This window comes from Streptomyces sp. NPDC046465 (assembly GCF_040646035.1).
Lineage (GTDB): Bacteria > Actinomycetota > Actinomycetes > Streptomycetales > Streptomycetaceae > Streptomyces.
The window spans coordinates 48,803-68,303 of sequence record NZ_JBEYZK010000028.1 but is presented as its reverse complement, the minus strand read 5'-3'; the positions used below and the strand labels follow the sequence as shown (position 1 = coordinate 68,303).

The window sequence follows — 19,501 nt, the reverse complement described above, 5'->3', positions numbered from 1 at the left end:
GGTCAGGGCTCGATGTTCAGCTTGAAGGTGGACGTGGTGTTCTTGATGTCCTGCGCGTTGTCGTTCAACTTCAGGTTGTGGATGGTGGCTTCGCCCACGGCGGGGCCCTGCCCGGCCTCGGGCATCTCATTGGCCCAGACGCCGAAGCCCGACTTGTGGTCGAAGGCGTCGCCGCTCTTGTGGGCGCCCGTGATGGTGATGTCCCGCAGGATCGTGTCCTTGACGGGGAACTGCGGTTGCCCGCCCACGTAGTTCGTCTGGAACATGATCCCGTGGTACGTCGGGTCTGTGATGTCGACGTTGTTGATGCGTATCCCCTGGAACACCTTCGAGGCGGAGAACAGCCAGATCCCCGGGAAGGTCTGGCCGTTCCAGAAGTGGCCGCCCGCCCGCTCGACGGAGACGTTCTCGAAGGTCGTGGGATCGGTGCCGAAGCCGTTCATCGGATAGCCGAAGTCCAGGGAGCTGATGGTGATCCCGGAGTAGACCAGGGTGTCGGCGATGCGGATGTTGCGGAAGGTGTTGTTGTAGCCGCCGTAGACGGCGACACCCGCCGCGCGCCAGGTCAGCAACGAGGTCAGGTTCTCGTAGACGTTGTTCTTCATGTCCGCGCCACCGGCGTCGATGGCCGAGAACAGGGCGAAGCTGTCGTCGCCCGTCGCCCGTGCCTCGTTGTTCGCGACGAGGTTGTCCGTGCTGCCGTTGGTCATGTTGATGCCGTCGGCGAACATGTCGCGGATCCGTGAGTTCTTGATGGTCATGCGGTCCGTGTTGGCGCCCCAGTACAGACACACCATGTGTTCGTTCCAGATGTCGTCGATGGTGATGTCGGAGACGTTCTGGAAGTCGAAGACCTTTCCGGGGCCGTCGATGCGCGACGTGTAGTTGCCGAAGTAGGCGAAGCCCGAGAAGGACGAGCCCTTCGCGTCGGCGTCGGCGCGGAACCCGATGTCGGTGTTCTGCTGCGCGGCGGGTGCGTGGAAGCGGGTGTACCAGGGCCCGGCGCCCGTGACCTGCACGGACTTGCCGTAGACCTGGAACTTGCTGCTCGTCTCGTAGTCACCGGGCGGCAGGTACACGCCGGTCAGCTTCCCGGTGGCGTCCATCCGGACCTTGTCCAGGGCGTTCTGCACGTCCTGGTGCGAGAACCCGGCGGGGACGACGTACGCGCCCGGGTCCGGGTTCGCCTTCGGCGCGGTCTTCTCCAGGTCGACGAAGTCGATAGCGTACCGGGAGGTGTTGGCGCCGTCCTTCTGGAGCTTGATCTTGCTGCCGGCCGGGACGGTCTCGCCGAGCAGGAGGTGCGCCTCGTCGTAGATGTGCCGGGCCGGGCCGTCCCCGGGCGAGTTGCCGGGCGAGGCCTCCGCGCCGTACAGCCAGGCGTACTTGGAGGTGAGGTCGATGGCCTTGCGGAAAACACCGTCGACGTACACGTTCAAGGTCGCGTCGGTCCCTCCGCCGCCCGGTGCGTCCGGGATGGAGAAGCGGGTGACCAGGGTGTTCGTGGGCCGGTCGGCCGTGAACTCCACCGAGGATCCGGTCGAGTCGAGCGTGACGGCCCTGCGGCCCGAGGCCTCGCCCGCCAGGTCGCCGATGGTGCGGTTGGGGCCGACGACCTTGGCGCCGCCCGCGAGTGCTCCGTCCTCCGCCTCGTACGTGTCGTACGGCATGGCGGCGCCGCGGCCTACGAAGAGCGGCCGGGTGCTGGTGTTGTTCTCGCGTTTCGCCGGGATCTCGTTGGCGTCGTCGGCGAGGACGACCTTGACCGTGTAGCGGCCGTTGGCGGCGGTCCACGCGCCGAGCTTGACCGGGGCGGTGGTGTCGCCCGCGCCGATGACCCCGTTGTACGTGCCGGTCAGGGTCTTGACCGTGTCGCCCTTGGCGTTCTGCAGGGTCAGCGCGATGCCGTGGGCGCCGGACGCGGAGGCCTGCGTGCCCTGGTTCTTGATCGCGACGCTGAAGGCGGCCTCCTTGCCGCCCGCGGGCGCGCTCGGTGTCCAGCTCACCGGCGAAGCGACCAGGTCGGAGCTCTGCACCGGCTTGACGGTCAGCGGTGTCGGACTGGTGCGCGTGTTGTTCCCCTCGTCCTGCTCGATGACCTTGTCCGCCTCGTCGACGGTCGCGGCGAACGCGTACGAGCCCGCGTCGCGCGCCGGGACCTTGACGCTCACGGTCGCCGATTCGCCCGCGCCGAGAGCGCTCACCGGCGCCGTGCCGGCCTTGTCGCCGCCGAGCCGGAACGTGACGTCGCTTGCGCCGGACGCCTCCTTGCCGCCGTTGTGCACGGTCGCGCCGAGGGTCAGCTCGTCGGACTCGTCCGGGGCTTCGGGGGAGTACGTCAGCTTGCTGATCTCCAGGTCGGGGTTGGGCGCGGGCACGCCCATGACCTGGAACTCGGCGACCTGCCCGGCGCTCGACCCGCTGTTCGCGGTGAACTTCAACCGGACGTCGGCGACCCGTGCGGAGACCGGGACGGTGACGGTGTTCTGGTTGCCGGAGGGGCTGAAGGAGTACTCCTTGGCCTCCTTGAGCGTGGTGAACTCCGTGGCCTTCTGCTCGCGGCCGAGGACTTCCACCGTCTGAGTGCGCGGGCCCCAGGCGGGGTCCGGATTCAGCTTCACGACGACCGCGTCGACGTCCGCATTGGCCCGCAGCTTCACGGTCAGCGTGTTCGGGTAGCTTCCGGCGGCGCCCTCCCAATAGGTCGACGTACGACCGTCGTTGGCGTTCTCCGCGACATAGGTGTGGATCACCGACGACGCGGTGATCGGCTTGCCCTCGGCCAGGTTCGTGCCGTCGTTCGCTCCCGGGCGGGTCACGGTGTTGCTGAAGGCCGATACGTTCCCCGCCGCGTCACGGGCGCGCACCGCGTAGGAGACCGTGGCACCGGCCGCCCGCTGATCGGTGTACGTCGTGACGTCACCGCCGAGGGTCTTGAGCAGCTTGCCGTCGGCGTAGACGTCGTACGCCGTGACCTTCACGTTGTCCGTGGAGGCGCCCCAGACCAGCTTGATCTCGCCGCCGGAGGGCTGGGTGAAGGAGAGGTTCGAGGGCGCGGTGGGGGCCTGGGTGTCACCCGAACTGCCCTTGCGGACAACAGAGTTGCTGTTCGGTGAGGCGTTGCCCGCCGCGTCGCGGGCCCGGACGTAGTAGGTGACGGTGGCGCTCGCGGGCTGCGTGTCCGTGTACGTGCGCACATCACCGGCGACGCTGGTGCGCAGCTCCCCGTCCGCGTACACGTCGTAGGCGGTCACGCCCTTGTCGTCGGTGGCCGCGTCCCAGGTCAGCTTGGGCCGGCCGGGGTCGGGCTCGGTGAGGGTCAGGTTCCTGGGCGCGGTGGGCGCCTCGTTGTCGCCGCTCGCGGGGCCGTAGATCTCCAGCTCGGACAACTGCCCCGCGTTCCGGCCGGTGTTGGCGCTGATCAGGACGCGCACGTACCGAGTGCTGGTGGTGTCGAAGGAGAGCGTGGCGGAGTGATCCGTCGTGTCGCTGAAGGCGTAGTCCTTCGACGCGGTCAGGTCGGTGAAGTCCGTGCCGTTGCCGCTGCCCTGGAGCTTCAGGGTCTGGCTGCGGGCGGCCCAGCCGACGGGCACGCGCAGCACCACCTGGTTGACGCGCGCCGACGCGCCGAGGTCGGCCTGGATCCACTGCGGCAGCTTGCCGTTCTCGCTCTCCCAGTAGGTGTCGCGATTGCCGTCGTTGGCGTGGGCGGCGACGTACTCCTCGGTGTGGCCGGAGGCCTTGAGGGTCTTGCCCCGCGCCAGGTTCTGCGAGGTGTCGTCCGCCGCGTGCACCTGCACCCCGCCGAGCTGGGCGGCGGGCCAGCCGGTGTTGGCGGTGATGTGCAGGCGCACGAAGCGGGTCTGCGCGGCGGGGAAGCGGACCGTCACCGTATTGCCGCTGCCGGGCTCGAAGGAGTGCGCGGCCGAGGCGGCCAGGGTGCTGAAGCCGGTGCCGTCCGGGCTGCCCTGGACGGCGAGGGTCTGCTTGCGGGCCTCCCAGGCCGGGGGCAGTTCGAGGACCACCTCGTCGACGCGTGCGGTGCGGCCGAGGTCCACCTGCACCCACTGCGGCAGGTCGCTGCCCGAACTCTCCCAGTAGGTGGCCGAGTTGCCGTCGGTGATGTTCGCCGCGCCGTACTCGGCCTTGCTGCTGCTCGACTTGGTGGGCTTGCCCGCCGCCAGGTCCGGTCCACCGGCGGCGGTGGCGGTGGCGGCCAGGGCGGGCAGGCCCAGCAGGAGCAGGGTGGCGGCGAGGGCGGCGGCGAAGTACCGCCGTCTCCGGCCGGCCGGCCGTTCCCTTCGGGGTCTTCGTGTCGTCGTTCTGCCCTGAGCGGGCCAGCTGCGGCTCATGGGTCTCACAACTCCCTCACGTGGGTCGACGCGCAAGATTTGGCGCGGAGAAGTTGGAGAGTTGCAGAGAACTGTCAATCTGACTACAGCCGGAGCGGAAGTTGTGACCGTGCGGCTCCGGTCCCCCTGTCAGGGCTGGTAGAGCCATGTGACGCCGTATCGAGGAGGGGTGGCGCACGGATCCTCCCGGCCCGGATCGCAGGGCCAACTGCCCCTGACAGCAGGGGCGATCAGGATTTTGCAATATATGCGCGAGATATTGTGCTGGTCTGTCGCCGGTGGTTGAGTGTGCGCCGCACCCGACAGCCACAGCACCGCGGCGGACCGGCCGTGCCCGACAGGGCCGCCCACGCGCCGCCGACCCGGCGCGCCCTCGCGCCGTGCAGCACGACCCGGAGGGGGTCCCCCGATGTCATCCATGAGCGGCCGTACGCTCGCACTCGCCACCGTCACCGTTCTCGCGCTGGTCGCGACGTCCGCCTGCGGCACCAGCAGCGACGAATCCGACGCGGACTCGGGAGGCAGGGTGAAGCTCGACGTCAACGGGCAGCCGCCCAAGACCCAGGCCTTCGAGCGCAAGCTCTTCGACCAGCACGTGGCACGGTTCGAGAAGGCCAACCCGGACATCGACATCGTGCCGCACGAGGGCTTCATGGACCCGAAGACCTTCAACGCCAAGCTGGCGGGCGGCAAGTTGGAGGACGTCTTCTACGTCTACTTCACCGACACCCGGTCCCTGATCGAGAAGAAGCAGGCTGCGGACATCACCGACGCCATCAAGGACATGCCGGGCCGCGGGGACATCCAGGACCCCCTGATGAAGATCTTCCAGGACGGGCAAGGCCGCCAGTACGGCCTGCCGACGTCGAACTACTCGATGGGCCTCGTCTACAACCGCGCGCTCTTCGAGAAGGCGGGCCTCGACCCCGACAAGGCGCCGAAGACCTGGGCGGACGTCCGCGAAGCGGCCAAGAAGATCGCCGGTCTCGGCGACAACCACGTCGGATACGCCGACTTCTCCAAGAACAACCAGGGCGGCTGGCACTTCACCGCCGAGCTCTACTCCCGCGGCGGCCGGGTCGCCCAGGAGAGCGGGGGCGAGTGGAAGGCGGCATTCAACACCGCCGAGGGCAAGGCGACCCTCCAGGACCTGCACGACATGCGCTGGAAGGACGACTCGATGGGCAGCAAGCAGCTGCTCCAGGTCGAGGACGTCCAGCGGATGATGGGGTCGGGCAAGCTCGGCATGTATGTCTCGGCGGCCGACAACATCACCGTCGTCGCCAAACAGTTCGGCGGGAAGTACGAGGACTACGCACTCGCCCCGGTGCCGGACGCGAAGGCCACCCTGCTTGGCGGCGAGGGCTACATGTTCAACGCCAAGGCGTCCCCGGCGAAGATCAAGGCCGGCGTCAAGTGGGTCCAGTGGCGCTACCTCAACCCCGGCCTCATCGAGAAGAACGTCGAGGACTACGCCGGGGCCAAGCTCCCGGTCGGCATCCCGATGCCCATGGTCCCCGACATCTTCGAGGGCCCGGCCCGCGACCGGATCGAGAAGGCCAAGCAGGACAACGCCAACATGCCGACCGGCAACTACCAGGCCTTCATGGACGCCGCACCGAAGGTGCCCGGCGTGATCGAACCGCCCAAGGCCCAAGAGGTGTACGCGGTCCTCGACTCCGTGATGCAGGCCGTCCTCACCAAGAAGGACGCCGACATCGACGCCCTCCTCGACAGTGCCGAGGACAAGGTCGACGCGATCTACGACGCCTCCTGATGAGCATGTCGCTGAAGAGCCCGCCCCGGGACACGGCCGCGCCCCCGCCGCCACCCGCCACCCGGCGGCCGCTCGCGGCCCGGCGCCGCGCCCTGCGCGAGCACCTGACGGCGTACGGGTTCCTCTGCGCCGCCGTGGTGATCTTCGCGCTGTTCTCGTGGTGGCCGATCGTCCGGAACGTGCTCCTCGGCTTCCAGCACGTCAATTTCGCCACCGGGAACACCTGGGCCGGCTTCGCCAACTTCGAGAAGCTGTTCAACGATCCGCTGTTCCTCACCGCCTGGAAGAACACCGGCCTCTTCACCCTGTACGCGCTGCTGCTCGGCTTCGCCGTGCCGTTCCTGACGGCGGTGCTCCTCAACGAGTTCCGGCACGCGCGGGCGTACTTCAGAGTCCTGGTCTACCTGCCGGTGATGCTGCCGCCCGTGGTCGTGGCCCTGATGTGGAAGTGGTTCTACGACCCGGGCCCCGGCCTCCTCAACGAGATCCTCCGCACCCTGCACCTGCCGACCTCGGCCTGGCTGGACTCCTCGTCCACCTCACTGATCTCCCTGGTCATCGTCTCCACCTGGGCGAACATGGGCACCACGACCCTGATCTACCTCGCCGCGCTGCAGACCATCCCGGGCGAGCTGTACGAGGCGGCCGAGCTGGACGGCGCCAACGTGTGGCAGCGTCTGCGCCACGTCACCGTCCCGCAGACCCGGTTCGTGCTCCTCGTCCTGCTGCTGCTCCAGATCGTCGCGACGATGCAAGTGTTCACCGAGCCGTACGTGATGACCGGCGGCGGCCCCGAGGACTCCACGGTGACCGTCATGTTCCTCGTCTACCGGTACGCCTTCGTCTACAACGACTTCGGCACCGCCAGCGCGCTCAGCCTGCTGCTCCTGCTCGTCCTCGCCGCCTTCTCCGCCCTCTATCTGCGGGTCACCCGCGCCGCCAAGGAGTGACCGCATGTCCGCCTCGACGCGCACGCTCGTACGCCCCGCCGTCCTGCGGACCCGCAAGGGGCGACTCGTCTACTGGTCGCTGCTCGCCGTCACGCTCGTCCTGTTCACGCTGGCCTTCGTCGTGCCGCTGTACTGGGCGGCGACCGGCGCCATGAAGTCCTCCACGGAGCTGGCGCAGTCCCCGCCCACCTACGTACCGAAATCCTGGCACCCGGAGAACTACACCAAGGCGTGGCGGGAGATGGACCTGGCGGACTACTTCCTGAACACCGTCGTCCTGGCCGGTGGTGCCTGGCTGGTCCAGCTGGCGGTGCAGGTGCCCGCCGCGTACGCGCTGTCGAAGCTGCGCCCCCGGTTCGGGAACGTGGTCCTCGCGATGATGCTGCTGACCCTGATGATGCCCGCCACCGCGCTCCTCGTGCCGGTCTACCTCACCGTCGTCGACGTACCCCTGTTCAACCGCAACCTGATCAACAGCCCCAGCGCGGTCTGGCTCCCGGCCGCCGCCAACGCCTTCAACATCTACATCCTGAAGAACTTCTTCGACCGGATCCCCGACGAGATCCTCGACGCGGCGAAGATGGACGGCGCGGGACCGCTGACGACCATGTGGCGCGTGGTCCTCCCGCTGTCCCGGCCGATCCTCGCGGTGGTCTCCATCCTCTCCATCGTCACGGCCTGGAAGGACTTCCTCTGGCCGCTCCTGGTGCTGCCGGACCCCGCCGAGCAACCGCTGAGCGTGTTCCTCCAGCGGGTGGCACAGGACACGCCGCTCAACTCGCTGGTCGCGGGGCTCGTGATGGCCTCACTGCCGCTGATCGCGCTCTTCCTCGTCTTCCAGCGCCAGATCGTCGCCGGTCTGGGCGCCGGGAGCCTCAAGGGCTGAGCGACGCCCGCCCCCGGCATCCACCCCCGCCCACAGGTCCGTACGCGTCTCGTACGAAAGGACACTCATTTGTCCAGCACGGAGTGGTGGCGCAGCGCTGCCATCTATCAGGTGTACGTACGCTCCTTCGCCGACGGGAACGGCGACGGCACCGGCGATCTCGCCGGCGTCCGCGCCCGCCTGCCCTACCTGGCCGAACTGGGCGTGGACGCGCTGTGGTTCACCCCGTGGTACCTGTCGCCGCTCGCGGACGGCGGCTACGACGTCGCCGACTACCGCGCCATCGACCCGGCCTTCGGCACCCTCGGCGAGGCCGAGAAGCTGATGACCGAGGCCCAGGAGCTGGGGCTGCGGTGCATCGTGGACATCGTCCCGAACCACGTCTCCGACCAGCACACGTGGTTCAGGGCGGCCCTCGCGGCGGGCCCCGGCTCCCCGGAGCGCGAGCTGTTCCACTTCCGGCCGTACTCCGAACAACCGCCCAACGACTGGGTCGGCGAGTTCGGCGGGGTGCCGTGGTCCCGCGCCCCGGACGGCGAGTGGTACCTCCACCTCTTCGCCCCCGAGCAGCCCGACCTCAACTGGAGCCACCCGAAGGTCCGCCGGGAGCACGAGGAGGTGCTGCGGTTCTGGTTCGAGCGCGGCGCGGCCGGCGTACGGATCGATTCCGCGGCGCTCCTCGCCAAGGCCGACGGGCTGCCCCCGATGGACCACGCCCGCCCGCACCCCTTCCACGACCGGCCCGAGCTGCACGAGATCTACCGCTCCTGGCGGCGGATCGCCGACGCGTACGGCGCCGCGCTGATCGGCGAGATCTGGCTGCCCGACGCGGAGCGGTTCGCCCGCTATCTGCGCCCCGACGAGCTGCACACCGCGTTCAACTTCGACTTCCTCTCCCGCCCCTGGGACCCGGCGCAGCTGTGGGAGTCGATCGATCTCACCCTGACCACCCACGCCCCGGTCGGCGCCCCCGCCACCTGGGTCCTCGCCAACCACGACGTCACCCGCACGGTCACCCGCTACGGACGGGCCGATGACACCGGCTTCGCCTTCGAACGCAAGCGCTTCGGAGTACCCACCGATCTGGCCCTCGGCACCCGCCGGGCCCGGGCCGCGGCCCTGCTCACCCTGGCCCTGCCCGGCTCCGTCTACCTCTACCAGGGCGAGGAGTTGGGGCTCCCGGAGGTGGAGATCCCCCGGGAGCTCGTCCAGGACCCGATGCACGCCCGCTCCGGCGGACTCGACCCCGGCAGGGACGGCTGCCGGGTGCCGCTGCCCTGGGACGGTGCCCCGGCCCCGAGCTGGCTGCCCGTACCGCCCGACTGGGCCGGACGCGCCGCCGAACGGCAGGCGCGGGACCCGGACTCGATGCTCTCCCTGTACCGGACGGCACTGCGGCAGAGGCGCTGCCTGGGGGACGCCGGGCCGCTGCGCAGGCTGCGCACGGACGAGCCCGGGGTGCTCTGCTTCGCCCGCGCCTCAGCGGACGACGGCCGGGCCGGGGCCGCCTGGATCACGCTGGTCAACTTCGGTCCTGACGACGTGGCGCTGCCGCCCGACGCCGAACTCCTGCTGGCCAGCGGCCCCTTGTCACCGCGGGGAATGCTGCCGCCGGACACCGCGGTCTGGCTGCGGGTCAAGGACAGGCTCTGAGCCGGTGCGTCCCCTCAGTGGGCGTTCTCCGTCGGGCGCAGGCTCTTGGGGATCTTCGCCCAGGTGAGCGCCGCGGCCACCAGCGGCAGCGCGGCCGCCATCAGGAACGTCGGCGTCATCCCCGAGGTGAACGCGTCGGAGGCCCGCGTCAGCAGGGCGCTTCCGGCCGGGCCCGTGAGCTCGGAGGCCACCCGTGCCGCCTCGCCGATCGAGTCGCTCACGGCGGCGGTGGTGTCGGCGGGGAGGCCCAGCTCGGGCAGGTTCACGCGGTAGAGCGCGGTGGCGACGCTGCCGAGGATCGCCACGCCCATCGCGGCGCCGAGCTCGTAACAGGTCTCCTCGACGGCCGCGGCACCGCTGACGTCCTCGGCCGGGGTGGCGGCCATCAGCGTCACGGACGCCGCGGTCGTCGCGACGCCGACCCCGCAGCCGAGCACCCCGAGCGCCACGGCGACCTCGCCGTACCCTAGCGGTCCCGACAGCTGCAGCAGCCACGGCAGGGCGAGTCCCGCCGTCATCAGCACCAGACCGCCGCCCATGACGTGCCGGATCGGCAGCCGGTGCATCAGCGCCGGGGTGACCAGCGAGGTGAGGACCAGGCCCAGCGGCGCGGGCAGCAGCCGGATGCCGGCCTCCAGCGGGGTGTAGCCCTGGCCGTACTGGAACCACTGGGTGATCAGGAACAGCGCCGAGCCCAGCGCGATCATGCCGAGGAAGATCGAGGCGGCGGCGATGGCGAAGGGCCGGGAAACGAAGAGACGTACCCGCAGGAGCGGGTGTTCGAGGCGCAGCTGGCGGCGGACGAAGACCGTGAGCGCCACGGCGGCGAGCACGAGGAGCGCCCAGGCCACCGGGTCGGCGGGCCCGCCCTTGCCGAGCTGCTTGATGCCGCCCGCGAGGGCGAGCATGCCGACGACGGACTGGCCGACGCCCCACCAGTCCCAGCGGCCCGCCCGGGGCTGGTGGGACTCGGGCAGGATCCACAGGCCGAGTGCGATGATCACCAGCGCGACCGGGATGTTGATCAGGAACGCGGAGTGCCAGCCGTCGTGCTGGACCAGCAGGCCGCCGACGACCGGGCCGAGCGCCATGCCGCCGCCGAAGACGGCCGACCACACGGCGTAGGCGAGGGCGCGCTCGCGGGCGTCGGTGAAGACCCTGCGCAGGATCGACAGGGTGGCCGGCATGATCGCCGCGCCGCCCGCGCCGAGCAGCGCCCGGGCGGCGATGACCTGCCAGGCTGCGGTCGCGAAGACGGCGAGCAGCGAGGCGAGGGCGAAGACGCCGAAGCCGATCAGGAGCAGCCGCTTGCGCCCCCACCGGTCGCCGAGCGCACCCGCCGTCACGAGGAGACCGGAGAGCACCAGGGCGTAGCTGTCGATGATCCACAGCTGCTGCACGGAGCTGGGCCGCAGATCGGCGACCAGGGACGGGAAGGCGACGTTCAGGATCGTGGTGTCCATGGCGATCAGCAGGAGGCTGCCGGAGAGGATCGCGAGGACGGCCCAACGCCGTGGATCACGAGGCGGGGTCATGTGGTGTAACACCTCAATTTCGAATGAGACACAAATGTCTCACATGAAACGTGAAGGTGTCTACCAGAGGCATCCAGTGAAGATCTACTGGGCCTCCGTGGCCTGCTCGGCTCACCCCACGCGCTGGAGTGCCTCCGGCGTGAGATCCGCGAGGCTCGGGTAGCCGTCGACGGCCATCAGCAGATCGGCCTCGGCGAGGAGCGAGCGCAGGACGTGGGTGACGCCGTCGGCCCCGCCGATCCCGAGGCCGTACGCGTACGGGCGGCCGACGCCGACGGCGGTGGCACCCAGTGCGACGGCCTTCACGATGTCCGCGCCGCCGCGCACTCCCGAGTCGAAGAGGACGGGCAGTCCGTCGGCGGCCTCGACGACCGCGGGAAGCACGTCGAGCGCGGGGAGCCCGCCGTTGGCCTGGCGCCCGCCGTGGTTGGAGCAGTAGATGCCGTCCACGCCGCCGTCCCTGGCCCGCCGCACGTCCTCGGGGTGGCACAGGCCCTTCACGATCAGCGGCAGTGACGTCAAGGAGCGCAGCCACGGAAGGTCATCCCAGGTCAGCGGGTTGCCGAAGACCTGCACCCACTTCAGGACCGCGGACTGCATGTCCTGTTCTGGCGCGGCGGGCAGCTGGGCGCGGAAGACCGGATCGCTCGTGTAGTTGGCCAGGCAGTGGCCGCGCAGCTGCGGGAAGTTGGCGGTGCTCAGGTCGCGGGGGCGCCAGCCCGTGATCCAGGTGTCCAGGGTGACGACGATCGCCTTGAACCCGGACTTCTCCGCCCTGCGCACCAGACTCTCGGCGAGTGCCCGGTCGGTCGGCGTGTACAGCTGGAAGAAGCCGGGAGTCCCGCCGAGCTCGGCGGCGACGGACTCCATCGGGTCGGCGGACAGGGTGGACGCGATCATGGGGACACCGGTCCGCGCGGCCGCCCGCGCGGTCGCCAGATCGCCGTGCCCGTCCTGCGCGCAGATGCCGAGGACCCCGATGGGCGCCATGAACAGGGGCGAGGGCAGCGTCATGCCGAACAGGTCGACGGACAGATCGCGTTGCGAGGCCCCGACGAACATGCGCGGTATCAGCCCCCAGCGCTCGAACGCGGTGACGTTCGCGCGCTGCGTCAGTTCGTCGCCCGCGCCACCGGCGACGTACGAGACGACGGAAGGGGCCATCGCGGCCTGCGCCCGCGACTCCAACTCCTCGTACGACATCGGGTACGTGGGAACGACGCCGCGCAGCCCGTCGAGGTAGATCTCGTCCTGATAGTCCTTGTAGGGGCGGGGCGTCGGGTTCATGAAAGTCGCCTTTCCCGGCGTGGATATGACACAGGCTCCAAGGGTCGCCCAGTGTCGTTCGATGTTGACGTCAGGGTCAATGGACGACAAGGGAAGCGTCGGCGGGCGGATTGGCGATCACGCTGCGAGGGCATCACCGTGGGGCAGGACCGGTCGCGCGCCACATGCCGCGACCCCGGTGGCGACATGGATCGCGGGTGGACACCGGTTTGTCCCAGGGAGGGGAGTGAGCTGCCATGCGTGCGCACCAGCGCGCCCATCGGCCGACGGAACGGGTCGAGTACGCGTTGCCGCCGGAGCCCGCATCGGCGGGCCGGGCACGGAGGCTGGCCTCCACGTTTCTCGCCGGATCCCGGCGCCGCAAGACCGAAGTGGCCGCCGAGCGCGTGGACGAGGCCACACTGGTCGTCTCCGAGCTCGTGTCCAACGCCGTGCGGTACGCGGACGGCGGCTGCCGGCTGCGCGTCGAGGTCACGGGCAACCGGGTGACCGTCGAGGTCACCGACGCCAGCCCGGAGCGTCCGCGCTTGAAGAAGCCGAGCATCGACCGGGAAGGCGGACGAGGCCTCGCGATGGTCCGGGAACTCGCCCACCGACTGGAGGTCGTGGGCGCACACCGCGGCGGAAAGACGGTCCGGGCCGTACTGGTCTGAAGGCGCCGCACGGCCCACGGCGCCGCACGGCCCACGGCGCCGCACGGCCCACGGCGCCGCACGGCCCACGGCGCCGCACGGCCCACGGCGCCGCACGGCCCACGGCGGGGCGCGGGCGGGGCGGGGCGGTATCAGGGTTCAGGTTCAGGTTCAGGAGATCTCCAGCGCCGCCTCGTCCGCGAGCGCCCTGAGCTGCGCGGCGATGGCCGCCGATACGTCACGCACCAGAGTGTCGCCGGTGTCCGTCAGGAACTGGTCCGCCATCTTCTGCGCCAGTTCGGTCTCCGCCTCCGCGGACTTCCCGCGCAGCTTCGCCGCGAGCGAGGCCTCGGACCTGGCGTGCCGCACCCACATCGGGAAGTCGGCCGTACGCATCCTGCGCATCATCTCGTCCCTGCCGAGCTTGACCCCCCACCAGACGGCGCCGAAGGTGACCAGGACCGCGAACGGCCCCGTCGTGGCGATGAGTGCGGTGCCCGCGCCGAACAGCACCGTCGCCACCACGGTGGCGACGGCGACGTTCATCACGCGTGCCACGTTCTCCACGATGCCGGTCGCCGCGCCCAGATCCACCTGGACATCGAATTCGCCCGCGCCCGTGACGCTCACCTCGGGCAGCTCCAGGGCGTGGGCGGGCAGCCGCCAGCGCTCCGCCAACGGCCGGGTGAGCTGCTCCAGTTCGGGAGCGATGGCGTTCTGCCAGTCGGCGATCACTTGCTTGAGGCGCGGGTTGGCGGGGTCCCTCAGCTCCTCGGCGATGTCCGCGGCCACCCGCTCCGCCATGTCCTGCAGCGTCACGAACTCGCGCTCGCGCCAGCGCTTGAAGGCCCCGATCACATGGCGCTCCGTCACCCCGCCCGCCACAGCGGTGCCGAGGGCGGCCGCGAGCTCCGGCAGGTGCTCCCGCGCGATCTCCTCGACCACCCCGCTGTGCAGCAACTCCTCGACCGCCGCGCGGAACCCGGCGGTGCGCACCGAGGTGCGGCCCGCGAGGGCCAGACCGCGGGCGATGGCGAACTCCGGCTCGCCGCCCAGGGCCACCCGGTCCGGATCGGCGACGAGCTCACGGCAGATCTCGCGCACGAAGGCCATCCGCGACGGGCCGCCGGTGAGGAGCACAAGACCGGCCGGGGCGGGGAGGTTCCCGAGGACCGTGGCGAGGTCCTTGCGGAAGGCATCCCGCCACGTCAGGCCGCCCAGCTCCGGGCGGGGACTGTCAAGGACCTCCTGCATGTCGGCGTACGAGAGGCGGATGTCGACCATGATCTCCTCGCCGTCGACCGCCTCGATGGTCTCCATCACGCCGATGCGGTTCTTCGGGTTCACCGCGAGCTGCTGCTGGTCCGTCCTGAAGTACTCCTCTTTGGCCCTGCGGCACAGGAGTTCGAGGTAGCGCGACTGGGCGGGCGAGATCGCGAGGGTTTTTTCGAGGAGCGGGCGCTGCGGGCTGCGGAGCACGAGGCGGCGGTAGATCTCCTTGTCGATCAGCGCCGCGCCGAGCCTGATGTTCCCGTGGTCGACGGGGCGTCCGCTGTGCTCGGACACATAGGTGTAGTCCTGGGTCGACGCCCCGTTGTCCACGATCAGGACCGAGCCGGTCACCCGGTGCGCGGAGCCGGACACCTCGCCGGAGTCGCGGGCGTACAGCAGGGCGGCCCGCGACTCCGAGACGACCTCCACGTGGCCGGGGCAGAGCTCGGAGAGGATCTTCGCGTACCGTCGGCGGGTCTCCGGCGGCCAGCCGGAGGGTGTGCCGAACACCCAGCGCAGCTCCTGCCCCGGGCGCGGCGGCGTCGTGTCCAGGACGTCCGCGACGATCCGGGTGACGAACAGCCGCAGAGGCGTGGCCACTTCGGGGCTGCCGAGGTCCGGACTCTTGAAGCCGAGGTACGGGCTGCCCTCGCGCGCGGTGATGGCGCTCTCCCCGACGAGCACGCCGAGCGTGGGGTGGTCGAGCACCGCGGAGATGTGCCGCCGCGCCCGGCTGCCCGGCAGGTCGAGCATCTCGGGCGGCGCGGTGCGGTCCGCGTGCGCCGAGGCGAGGGCGGTCTCGCCGTGCCCCAGGTCGAAGCCGATGACGATGGTGGTGGCCGGGTCGGTCACGGGTCAGCCCTCCTCGGTGGGTGGCGGTAGACGGGGACGATGCGGCGGCTGAAGGTCGGCGGCGGGCGGCTGAACGTCGGCGGCGGGCAGCGGGAGGACGGTGCCGCGGCGCAGCACGTGGGTGCCGTGGACCAGCGCGGGGACCTGGCAGCGGCCGGGGCCGCCCGGGACCGCGGGCGCGGCGAACTCGAAGAGCCGGGCGTCGTGGGCGGGATTGTGCGGGTCGTAGCCGATCGCCTCGATGCCGCGCTGCAGCCGCACCTTGTCGCGCAGGGCGGTGATCTTGGCGAGGGCGAGGTCGGGGCTGCCGCGCACGGCGGCCGTGAGGAGGTCGTGCAGGACCTCGACGAGGTCCTCGTCCTCGTCCCACGCGGGGGCCTTCGCGGGCTCGGCCGCCAGGGCTCCGAAGGACCGGTCGACCGCTTCGAGGGCGTGGCCGAGGGCGTCGAGGAGCCGGTCCTTCGACACGACGGGCTGCGGCGGCGGGGGAGGGGGCCAGGACGGCGGCCCCGCGTCGGCCTCGCCGCGCAGGAAGCGGACGAATCGGTTCGAGGACTGGGCGTGCCGCGGCCGGCCGGCGGCGGGACGCGGGGTGCCGGAGTACGGCGTGCCGAGCCCCCCGGGCGCGTGCACGAGGACGCCGCGCAGCGTGTGCCCGACGGCGATGCGGAGGGCGGCGAGCGCGTCGCGGACCGCGTCGCACCTCTCCCGCGAGGGGCGGTCGGCCTGGTCGAGCCACCGCTCGTGCAGCCGGTCGAGGAGGGCGCCGGTCTCCTGAGTGGCCTCGCGCACCGACAACCGCTCGCGGCGCGGGAGCACTTCGTCGCGGTGCCGGGCGAACAGCTCGGCGAGACCGGCCTCGGCGTACGCCATCGAATGCTCCCTCCGCTCACCGGGACGCTCAGCTCCCCGGGACCCCGGGACCCCGCGGATCCCCGGAACCCTGCCGACTTCGGACCGTCGCGGGCGCCGGAAAGTTCCCGGCCCGCCCCGCGGGACCGGATGGCCTACGCGTATGCCCCGGGCGCCGGATACTGCGACGGGACGACTTGGGAGTCGGTCGGGCCCGAGCGGGCGGAGCAGGCGCGGAAGCCGCCCTACCGTGGGACCGGCCGCGCTCCGCAGGAGGTGGCTCGCGCGGTCGCTCTCGGGGGACGGGTGATGCGTCGTGGACCTGACGCACAGCACGCTGGAACGGGTTTCGGACACCGAGCTGGTGTCACGCTGCAGAACCGGGGACCGGGAGGCGTTCGCGGAGCTCGCGGGCCGCCACCGGGCCAAGGTGTACGCCGTGTGCCTGCGCGTCACCGGCAACCCCGAGGACGCGGCCGACGCCGTGCAGGAGACGCTGACGCGCACCTGGCGCGGCCTGGTCGGCTTCCGCGGCACCGCGCGCTTCTCCACCTGGCTGTACCGCATCACCGTCAACGCGGCGCTCGCCGAGGTGGCGCGCCGCGCCGCGCGGCCGCGCCCGGCCGGACTCGACCTGCCGGACGAGGTGTACGACGTGCCCGCCGTCGCCGAACGGGTCGTGACGACCCTGTCGGTGCAGGATGCCCTGGACCGGGTGCCCCCGGAGTTCCGTGCGGCGATCGTGCTGCGCGAGTGCCTGCAGTGCAGTTACGCGGAGGTCGGCGAGATCCTCGGCATCCCGCTGAACACCGTCAAGAGCCGTATCTCCCGGGCCCGCCAGGCGCTCCTCGTCCTGCTTGGCCCGGAGCCGGAGGAGAGGCGGGGAGGGCGGCCGTGAGCGGTGAGGAGTGGGCCGACATGACGGTCTACCCCGACGTCGACCCGGACCGCGCCGGACCGGCCCCGCTGCTGCACCGGCTCTCCGCGGCCATCGGGAGCGTCCCGGACGACGCGTGGCGGCAGGCCGACTGGGAGCGGATGGTGGCGGCCGCGACAGGCGCCGCGGGCAGCGCAGAGTGACCGGAAGCGGGGGAAAGCACCATGGAACAGCCCGTCCTGGCCATCGACTTCGGCACGTCCGCGTCCTCGGCCGCGCTGCTGACCGCCGACGGCATACGGCTCCTGAAGGAGCACTCCACCGGCTCGTGGGCCTGGCCGACAGCCGTCTGCCTGCGGGACGACACCCTGCTGGTCGGGACCCCGGCGGAGCACCGCAAGAAGGTGCGCCCCGAGCTCTACCGCAGCGAGTTCAAGCGGGACATCGGGCAGGACGCGCCGATCCCGCTCGGGACACGTTCGTTCGCGCCGGGCGACCTCGTGGCCCAGGTGCTCACCGCCTTCCGCGCCGAGGCGACCCGGCTGACCGGCGCGCCGGTCGAGCGGACCGTGCTCACCGTCCCCGCCGCGTACGGACCGGCGGACCCCCGGCGGCAGGTCATGCTGCGGGCGGGCCGGGCGGCCGGTTTCACCGCCGTCGAACTGCTCGCGGAACCGGCCGCGGCGGCGTACGCGCCGGTGGCGGGGAAGCCCGTGGAACCCGGGCAGACCCTCCTCGTCTACGACTTCGGCGGCGGCACCTTCGACGCGGCCCTCGTGCGCCTGCGTGCGGGAGGCAGCCACGAGGTCCTCGGGCACGACGCGCTCGACGACTGCGGAGGCAGTGACATCGACGCCCTGCTGATCGCCGAGATCCGGGAGCGCGGCGGCGAAGGGATGGCGGCCCTGCTGCGCCCGCCGACGGAGACGGCCGCCGCCCGCACGGCGGCCCGCAGGAACGCCCTGGAGCTCGGCGACTTCGCCCGCGGACTCAAACACCAGCTGAGCGCGGACAGTTACGTCGAGGACGTCTTCGGCTCGACCGACGTCGTCGTCGAGCTCGACCGCAAACGCTTCGTCAAGATCGTCGCTCCCCTCCTCGCCCGCACCGTCGACTGCTGCCGGAACCTGGTGGCCGCCGCCGAACTGACGATGGAGCAGGTGGACGCGGTGCTCCTGGTCGGCGGCACCACGCGGATGCCCGCCGTCGCCGACCTGGTCCACCAGGCGCTCGGCCGCCCACTGCGCTCCGTCGAGGATCCCGAGCTCGCGGTGGCGCAGGGCGCCGCGCACTGGGCCGGATACGCGGGCGAACGCCGTCTGGCCCCGGCCGAACGCCCGCGCGGCGAGCGGCCGTTGAGCTGGCAGCTGCCCGGCGGCACGGCGGAGCTCGTGCAGTGGCTGCACGCGCCGGGCGCCCCCTACCCGCCGGGCCGGGCGCTCGCCCTGGCCCGCCCGTCCGACGGCAGCCTGTGGGAGCTGCGCGCCGACGACCGCCCCGGGCGGATCGTCGCGTGGCACGCGGCGGTGGGGCAGACGATCGTGTCGGGGGACTGGCTGGTGACGGTGGGCGGCCCGGCGCCCCCACCCCCGGGGCCGGGGGACGGCGGCAGCACCGCCTGGCTCCCCCGGGGAAGCCTGCTCCGCGAGGTCCGCCCCGAGCGGCCGGACGCGGAGATCACCGCCGTCGCGCTCTCGGCCGACGGACAGTGGCTGGCCATCGGCGCCGCCGACGGGACCGTGCGCGTACGGGAACAGGCGGGCGCCCGCGACCGTATGACCGTCCGCCATCCGGAGCCCGTCCTGGCCGTGGCGCTCAGCGGGGACGGGACGCTGGTCGCCTCCGGGTCGCGGGCCCCAAGGGTGCGCCTGGACCGGGGCGACGACAGTGCGGTCGTGGCCTCGGCGCACAGCGACTGGGTGCGGGCCCTGGCCCTGACGGCGGACGGGCGCTGGCTCGCCTCGGGGTCCGACGACGGGACCGTACATGTCCTGGACGTCCGGCAGGGCCGCCGTCTCGCCACCTTCCGGCACGAGAGCTGGGTGCTCTCCCTCGCGCTGAGCGCCGACGGCCGGTGGCTCGCGTCGGGGGAGCGCACCGGCGAATGCCGTGTCCGGTACGTGCCCGACGGGCGTGAGGTGTGGTCGATCCCCTTCGGCGCCCCGGTGAACAGTGTGGCGCTGAGCGCCGACGGGGAACGCCTCGCCCTCGGGGTGCAGAGCGGCCGTGTCCAGGTGTGGCAGGTCAGGGACCGCGTCCGCGAACTGACCGCGGACCACGGCGCGGGGGTCAACAGCGTCTCGCTCAGCGCGGACGGCAGCGTACTCGCCGTGGCGCCCGCACTGTGGAGGACCCAGGTCAGGGCGGTGCCGACGGGCCGCGTGCTGTGCGAGATCGAGCACCCGGAGGCGCTGACCGGCGTCTGCCTCAGCGGCGAAGGGCGCCGCCTCGCCACCGCCTGCCAGGACGGGACGGCCCGGGTCTGGGCCCTCACCCGCGAGGACACCGCGGACTGAGGTGCCCGGGAACATTCCGGGCCCGCCCCGGATCGAAGGTGCGGAACGCCGGAAGGGGAG

General features: G+C 71.4%; 13 protein-coding genes. 8 read left to right on the top strand and 5 right to left on the bottom strand.

From position 1 onward, the window contains the following. Nucleotides 1-2: 2 nt before the first annotated feature. Nucleotides 3-4,352, bottom strand: coding sequence for a discoidin domain-containing protein (locus ABZ953_RS33455; protein WP_361732072.1), 4,350 nt, complete (start codon nucleotides 4,350-4,352; stop codon nucleotides 3-5). Between the two features lie 409 nt (nucleotides 4,353-4,761). On the opposite strand from ABZ953_RS33455, the gene ABZ953_RS33450 reads away from it, so the two are divergent. The 4 genes from ABZ953_RS33450 to ABZ953_RS33435 all read left to right on the top strand — a co-directional run bounded on the left by ABZ953_RS33450 (nucleotide 4,762) and on the right by ABZ953_RS33435 (nucleotide 9,618). Further along, nucleotides 4,762-6,129, top strand: coding sequence for an extracellular solute-binding protein (locus ABZ953_RS33450; RefSeq protein ID WP_361732069.1), 1,368 nt, complete (start codon nucleotides 4,762-4,764; stop codon nucleotides 6,127-6,129). Beyond that, a complete protein-coding gene (locus tag ABZ953_RS33445; protein ID WP_361732066.1) occupies nucleotides 6,129-7,079 on the top strand; it encodes a sugar ABC transporter permease in 951 nt (316 codons plus the stop codon). Before ABZ953_RS33450 ends, ABZ953_RS33445 begins: the two co-directional genes overlap by 1 nt. Before the next feature lie 4 nt (nucleotides 7,080-7,083). Next, a complete protein-coding gene (locus ABZ953_RS33440; RefSeq protein WP_361732063.1) occupies nucleotides 7,084-7,965 on the top strand; it encodes a carbohydrate ABC transporter permease in 882 nt (293 codons plus the stop codon). A 69-nt stretch (nucleotides 7,966-8,034) separates the two neighbouring features. Further along, nucleotides 8,035-9,618: a glycoside hydrolase family 13 protein gene (locus tag ABZ953_RS33435; RefSeq protein WP_361732060.1), complete on the top strand. Its 1,584-nt coding sequence runs from the start codon at nucleotides 8,035-8,037 to the stop codon at nucleotides 9,616-9,618. Nucleotides 9,619-9,632: 14 nt separating this feature from the next. Here the strand turns inward: ABZ953_RS33435 and ABZ953_RS33430 are convergent, their stop codons facing one another. Continuing rightward, nucleotides 9,633-11,153 (bottom strand): MFS transporter, encoded by a 1,521-nt coding sequence (locus ABZ953_RS33430; protein ID WP_361732057.1) that lies wholly within the window; start codon nucleotides 11,151-11,153, stop codon nucleotides 9,633-9,635. A 111-nt stretch (nucleotides 11,154-11,264) separates the two neighbouring features. Further along, a complete protein-coding gene (locus ABZ953_RS33425) occupies nucleotides 11,265-12,440 on the bottom strand; it encodes an alpha-hydroxy-acid oxidizing protein (protein ID WP_361732054.1) in 1,176 nt (391 codons plus the stop codon). A gap of 236 nt (nucleotides 12,441-12,676) precedes the next feature. Between ABZ953_RS33425 and ABZ953_RS33420 the strand changes: the two genes are divergently transcribed. After that, nucleotides 12,677-13,093: an ATP-binding protein gene (locus tag ABZ953_RS33420; RefSeq protein WP_361732051.1), complete on the top strand. Its 417-nt coding sequence runs from the start codon at nucleotides 12,677-12,679 to the stop codon at nucleotides 13,091-13,093. 150 nt (nucleotides 13,094-13,243) lie between these two features. On the opposite strand, the gene ABZ953_RS33415 is transcribed toward ABZ953_RS33420, so the two are convergent. After that, nucleotides 13,244-15,196: a hypothetical protein gene (locus ABZ953_RS33415; RefSeq protein ID WP_361732048.1), complete on the bottom strand. Its 1,953-nt coding sequence runs from the start codon at nucleotides 15,194-15,196 to the stop codon at nucleotides 13,244-13,246. Nucleotides 15,197-15,199: 3 nt separating this feature from the next. Then, a complete protein-coding gene (locus tag ABZ953_RS33410) occupies nucleotides 15,200-16,069 on the bottom strand; it encodes a hypothetical protein (protein WP_361732045.1) in 870 nt (289 codons plus the stop codon). A 295-nt stretch (nucleotides 16,070-16,364) separates the two neighbouring features. Here ABZ953_RS33410 and ABZ953_RS33405 point away from each other — a divergent pair, with 295 nt between their 5' ends. Genes ABZ953_RS33405 through ABZ953_RS33395 form a run of 3 tightly spaced genes read left to right on the top strand, consistent with a single transcriptional unit; the run spans nucleotide 16,365 to nucleotide 19,441 of the window. After that, entirely contained in the window at nucleotides 16,365-16,946 is a 582-nt protein-coding gene (locus tag ABZ953_RS33405; RefSeq protein ID WP_361732042.1) for a sigma-70 family RNA polymerase sigma factor, read from the top strand. Beyond that, the gene (locus ABZ953_RS33400) at nucleotides 16,943-17,128 is read left to right on the top strand and encodes a hypothetical protein (protein ID WP_361732039.1); all 186 of its coding nucleotides are present in this window, start codon (nucleotides 16,943-16,945) and stop codon (nucleotides 17,126-17,128) included. Before ABZ953_RS33405 ends, ABZ953_RS33400 begins: the two co-directional genes overlap by 4 nt. 21 nt (nucleotides 17,129-17,149) lie before the next feature. Then, nucleotides 17,150-19,441: an Hsp70 family protein gene (locus tag ABZ953_RS33395; RefSeq protein WP_361732037.1), complete on the top strand. Its 2,292-nt coding sequence runs from the start codon at nucleotides 17,150-17,152 to the stop codon at nucleotides 19,439-19,441. Nucleotides 19,442-19,501: the final 60 nt, after the last annotated feature.

Excerpts from the sequence above, each read along its gene's own strand:
- ABZ953_RS33430 (WP_361732057.1), bottom strand. The coding sequence starts at position 11,153 with ATGACCCCGCCTCGTGATCCACGGCGTTGGGCCGTCCTCGCGATCCTC.
- ABZ953_RS33420 (WP_361732051.1), top strand. The coding sequence starts at position 12,677 with ATGCGTGCGCACCAGCGCGCCCATCGGCCGACGGAACGGGTCGAGTAC.
- ABZ953_RS33440 (WP_361732063.1), top strand. The coding sequence starts at position 7,084 with ATGTCCGCCTCGACGCGCACGCTCGTACGCCCCGCCGTCCTGCGGACC.
- ABZ953_RS33395 (WP_361732037.1), top strand. The coding sequence starts at position 17,150 with ATGGAACAGCCCGTCCTGGCCATCGACTTCGGCACGTCCGCGTCCTCG.
- ABZ953_RS33455 (WP_361732072.1), bottom strand. The coding sequence starts at position 4,352 with ATGAGCCGCAGCTGGCCCGCTCAGGGCAGAACGACGACACGAAGACCC.
- ABZ953_RS33450 (WP_361732069.1), top strand. The coding sequence starts at position 4,762 with ATGTCATCCATGAGCGGCCGTACGCTCGCACTCGCCACCGTCACCGTT.
- ABZ953_RS33445 (WP_361732066.1), top strand. The coding sequence starts at position 6,129 with ATGAGCATGTCGCTGAAGAGCCCGCCCCGGGACACGGCCGCGCCCCCG.
- ABZ953_RS33410 (WP_361732045.1), bottom strand. The coding sequence starts at position 16,069 with ATGGCGTACGCCGAGGCCGGTCTCGCCGAGCTGTTCGCCCGGCACCGC.
- ABZ953_RS33425 (WP_361732054.1), bottom strand. The coding sequence starts at position 12,440 with ATGAACCCGACGCCCCGCCCCTACAAGGACTATCAGGACGAGATCTAC.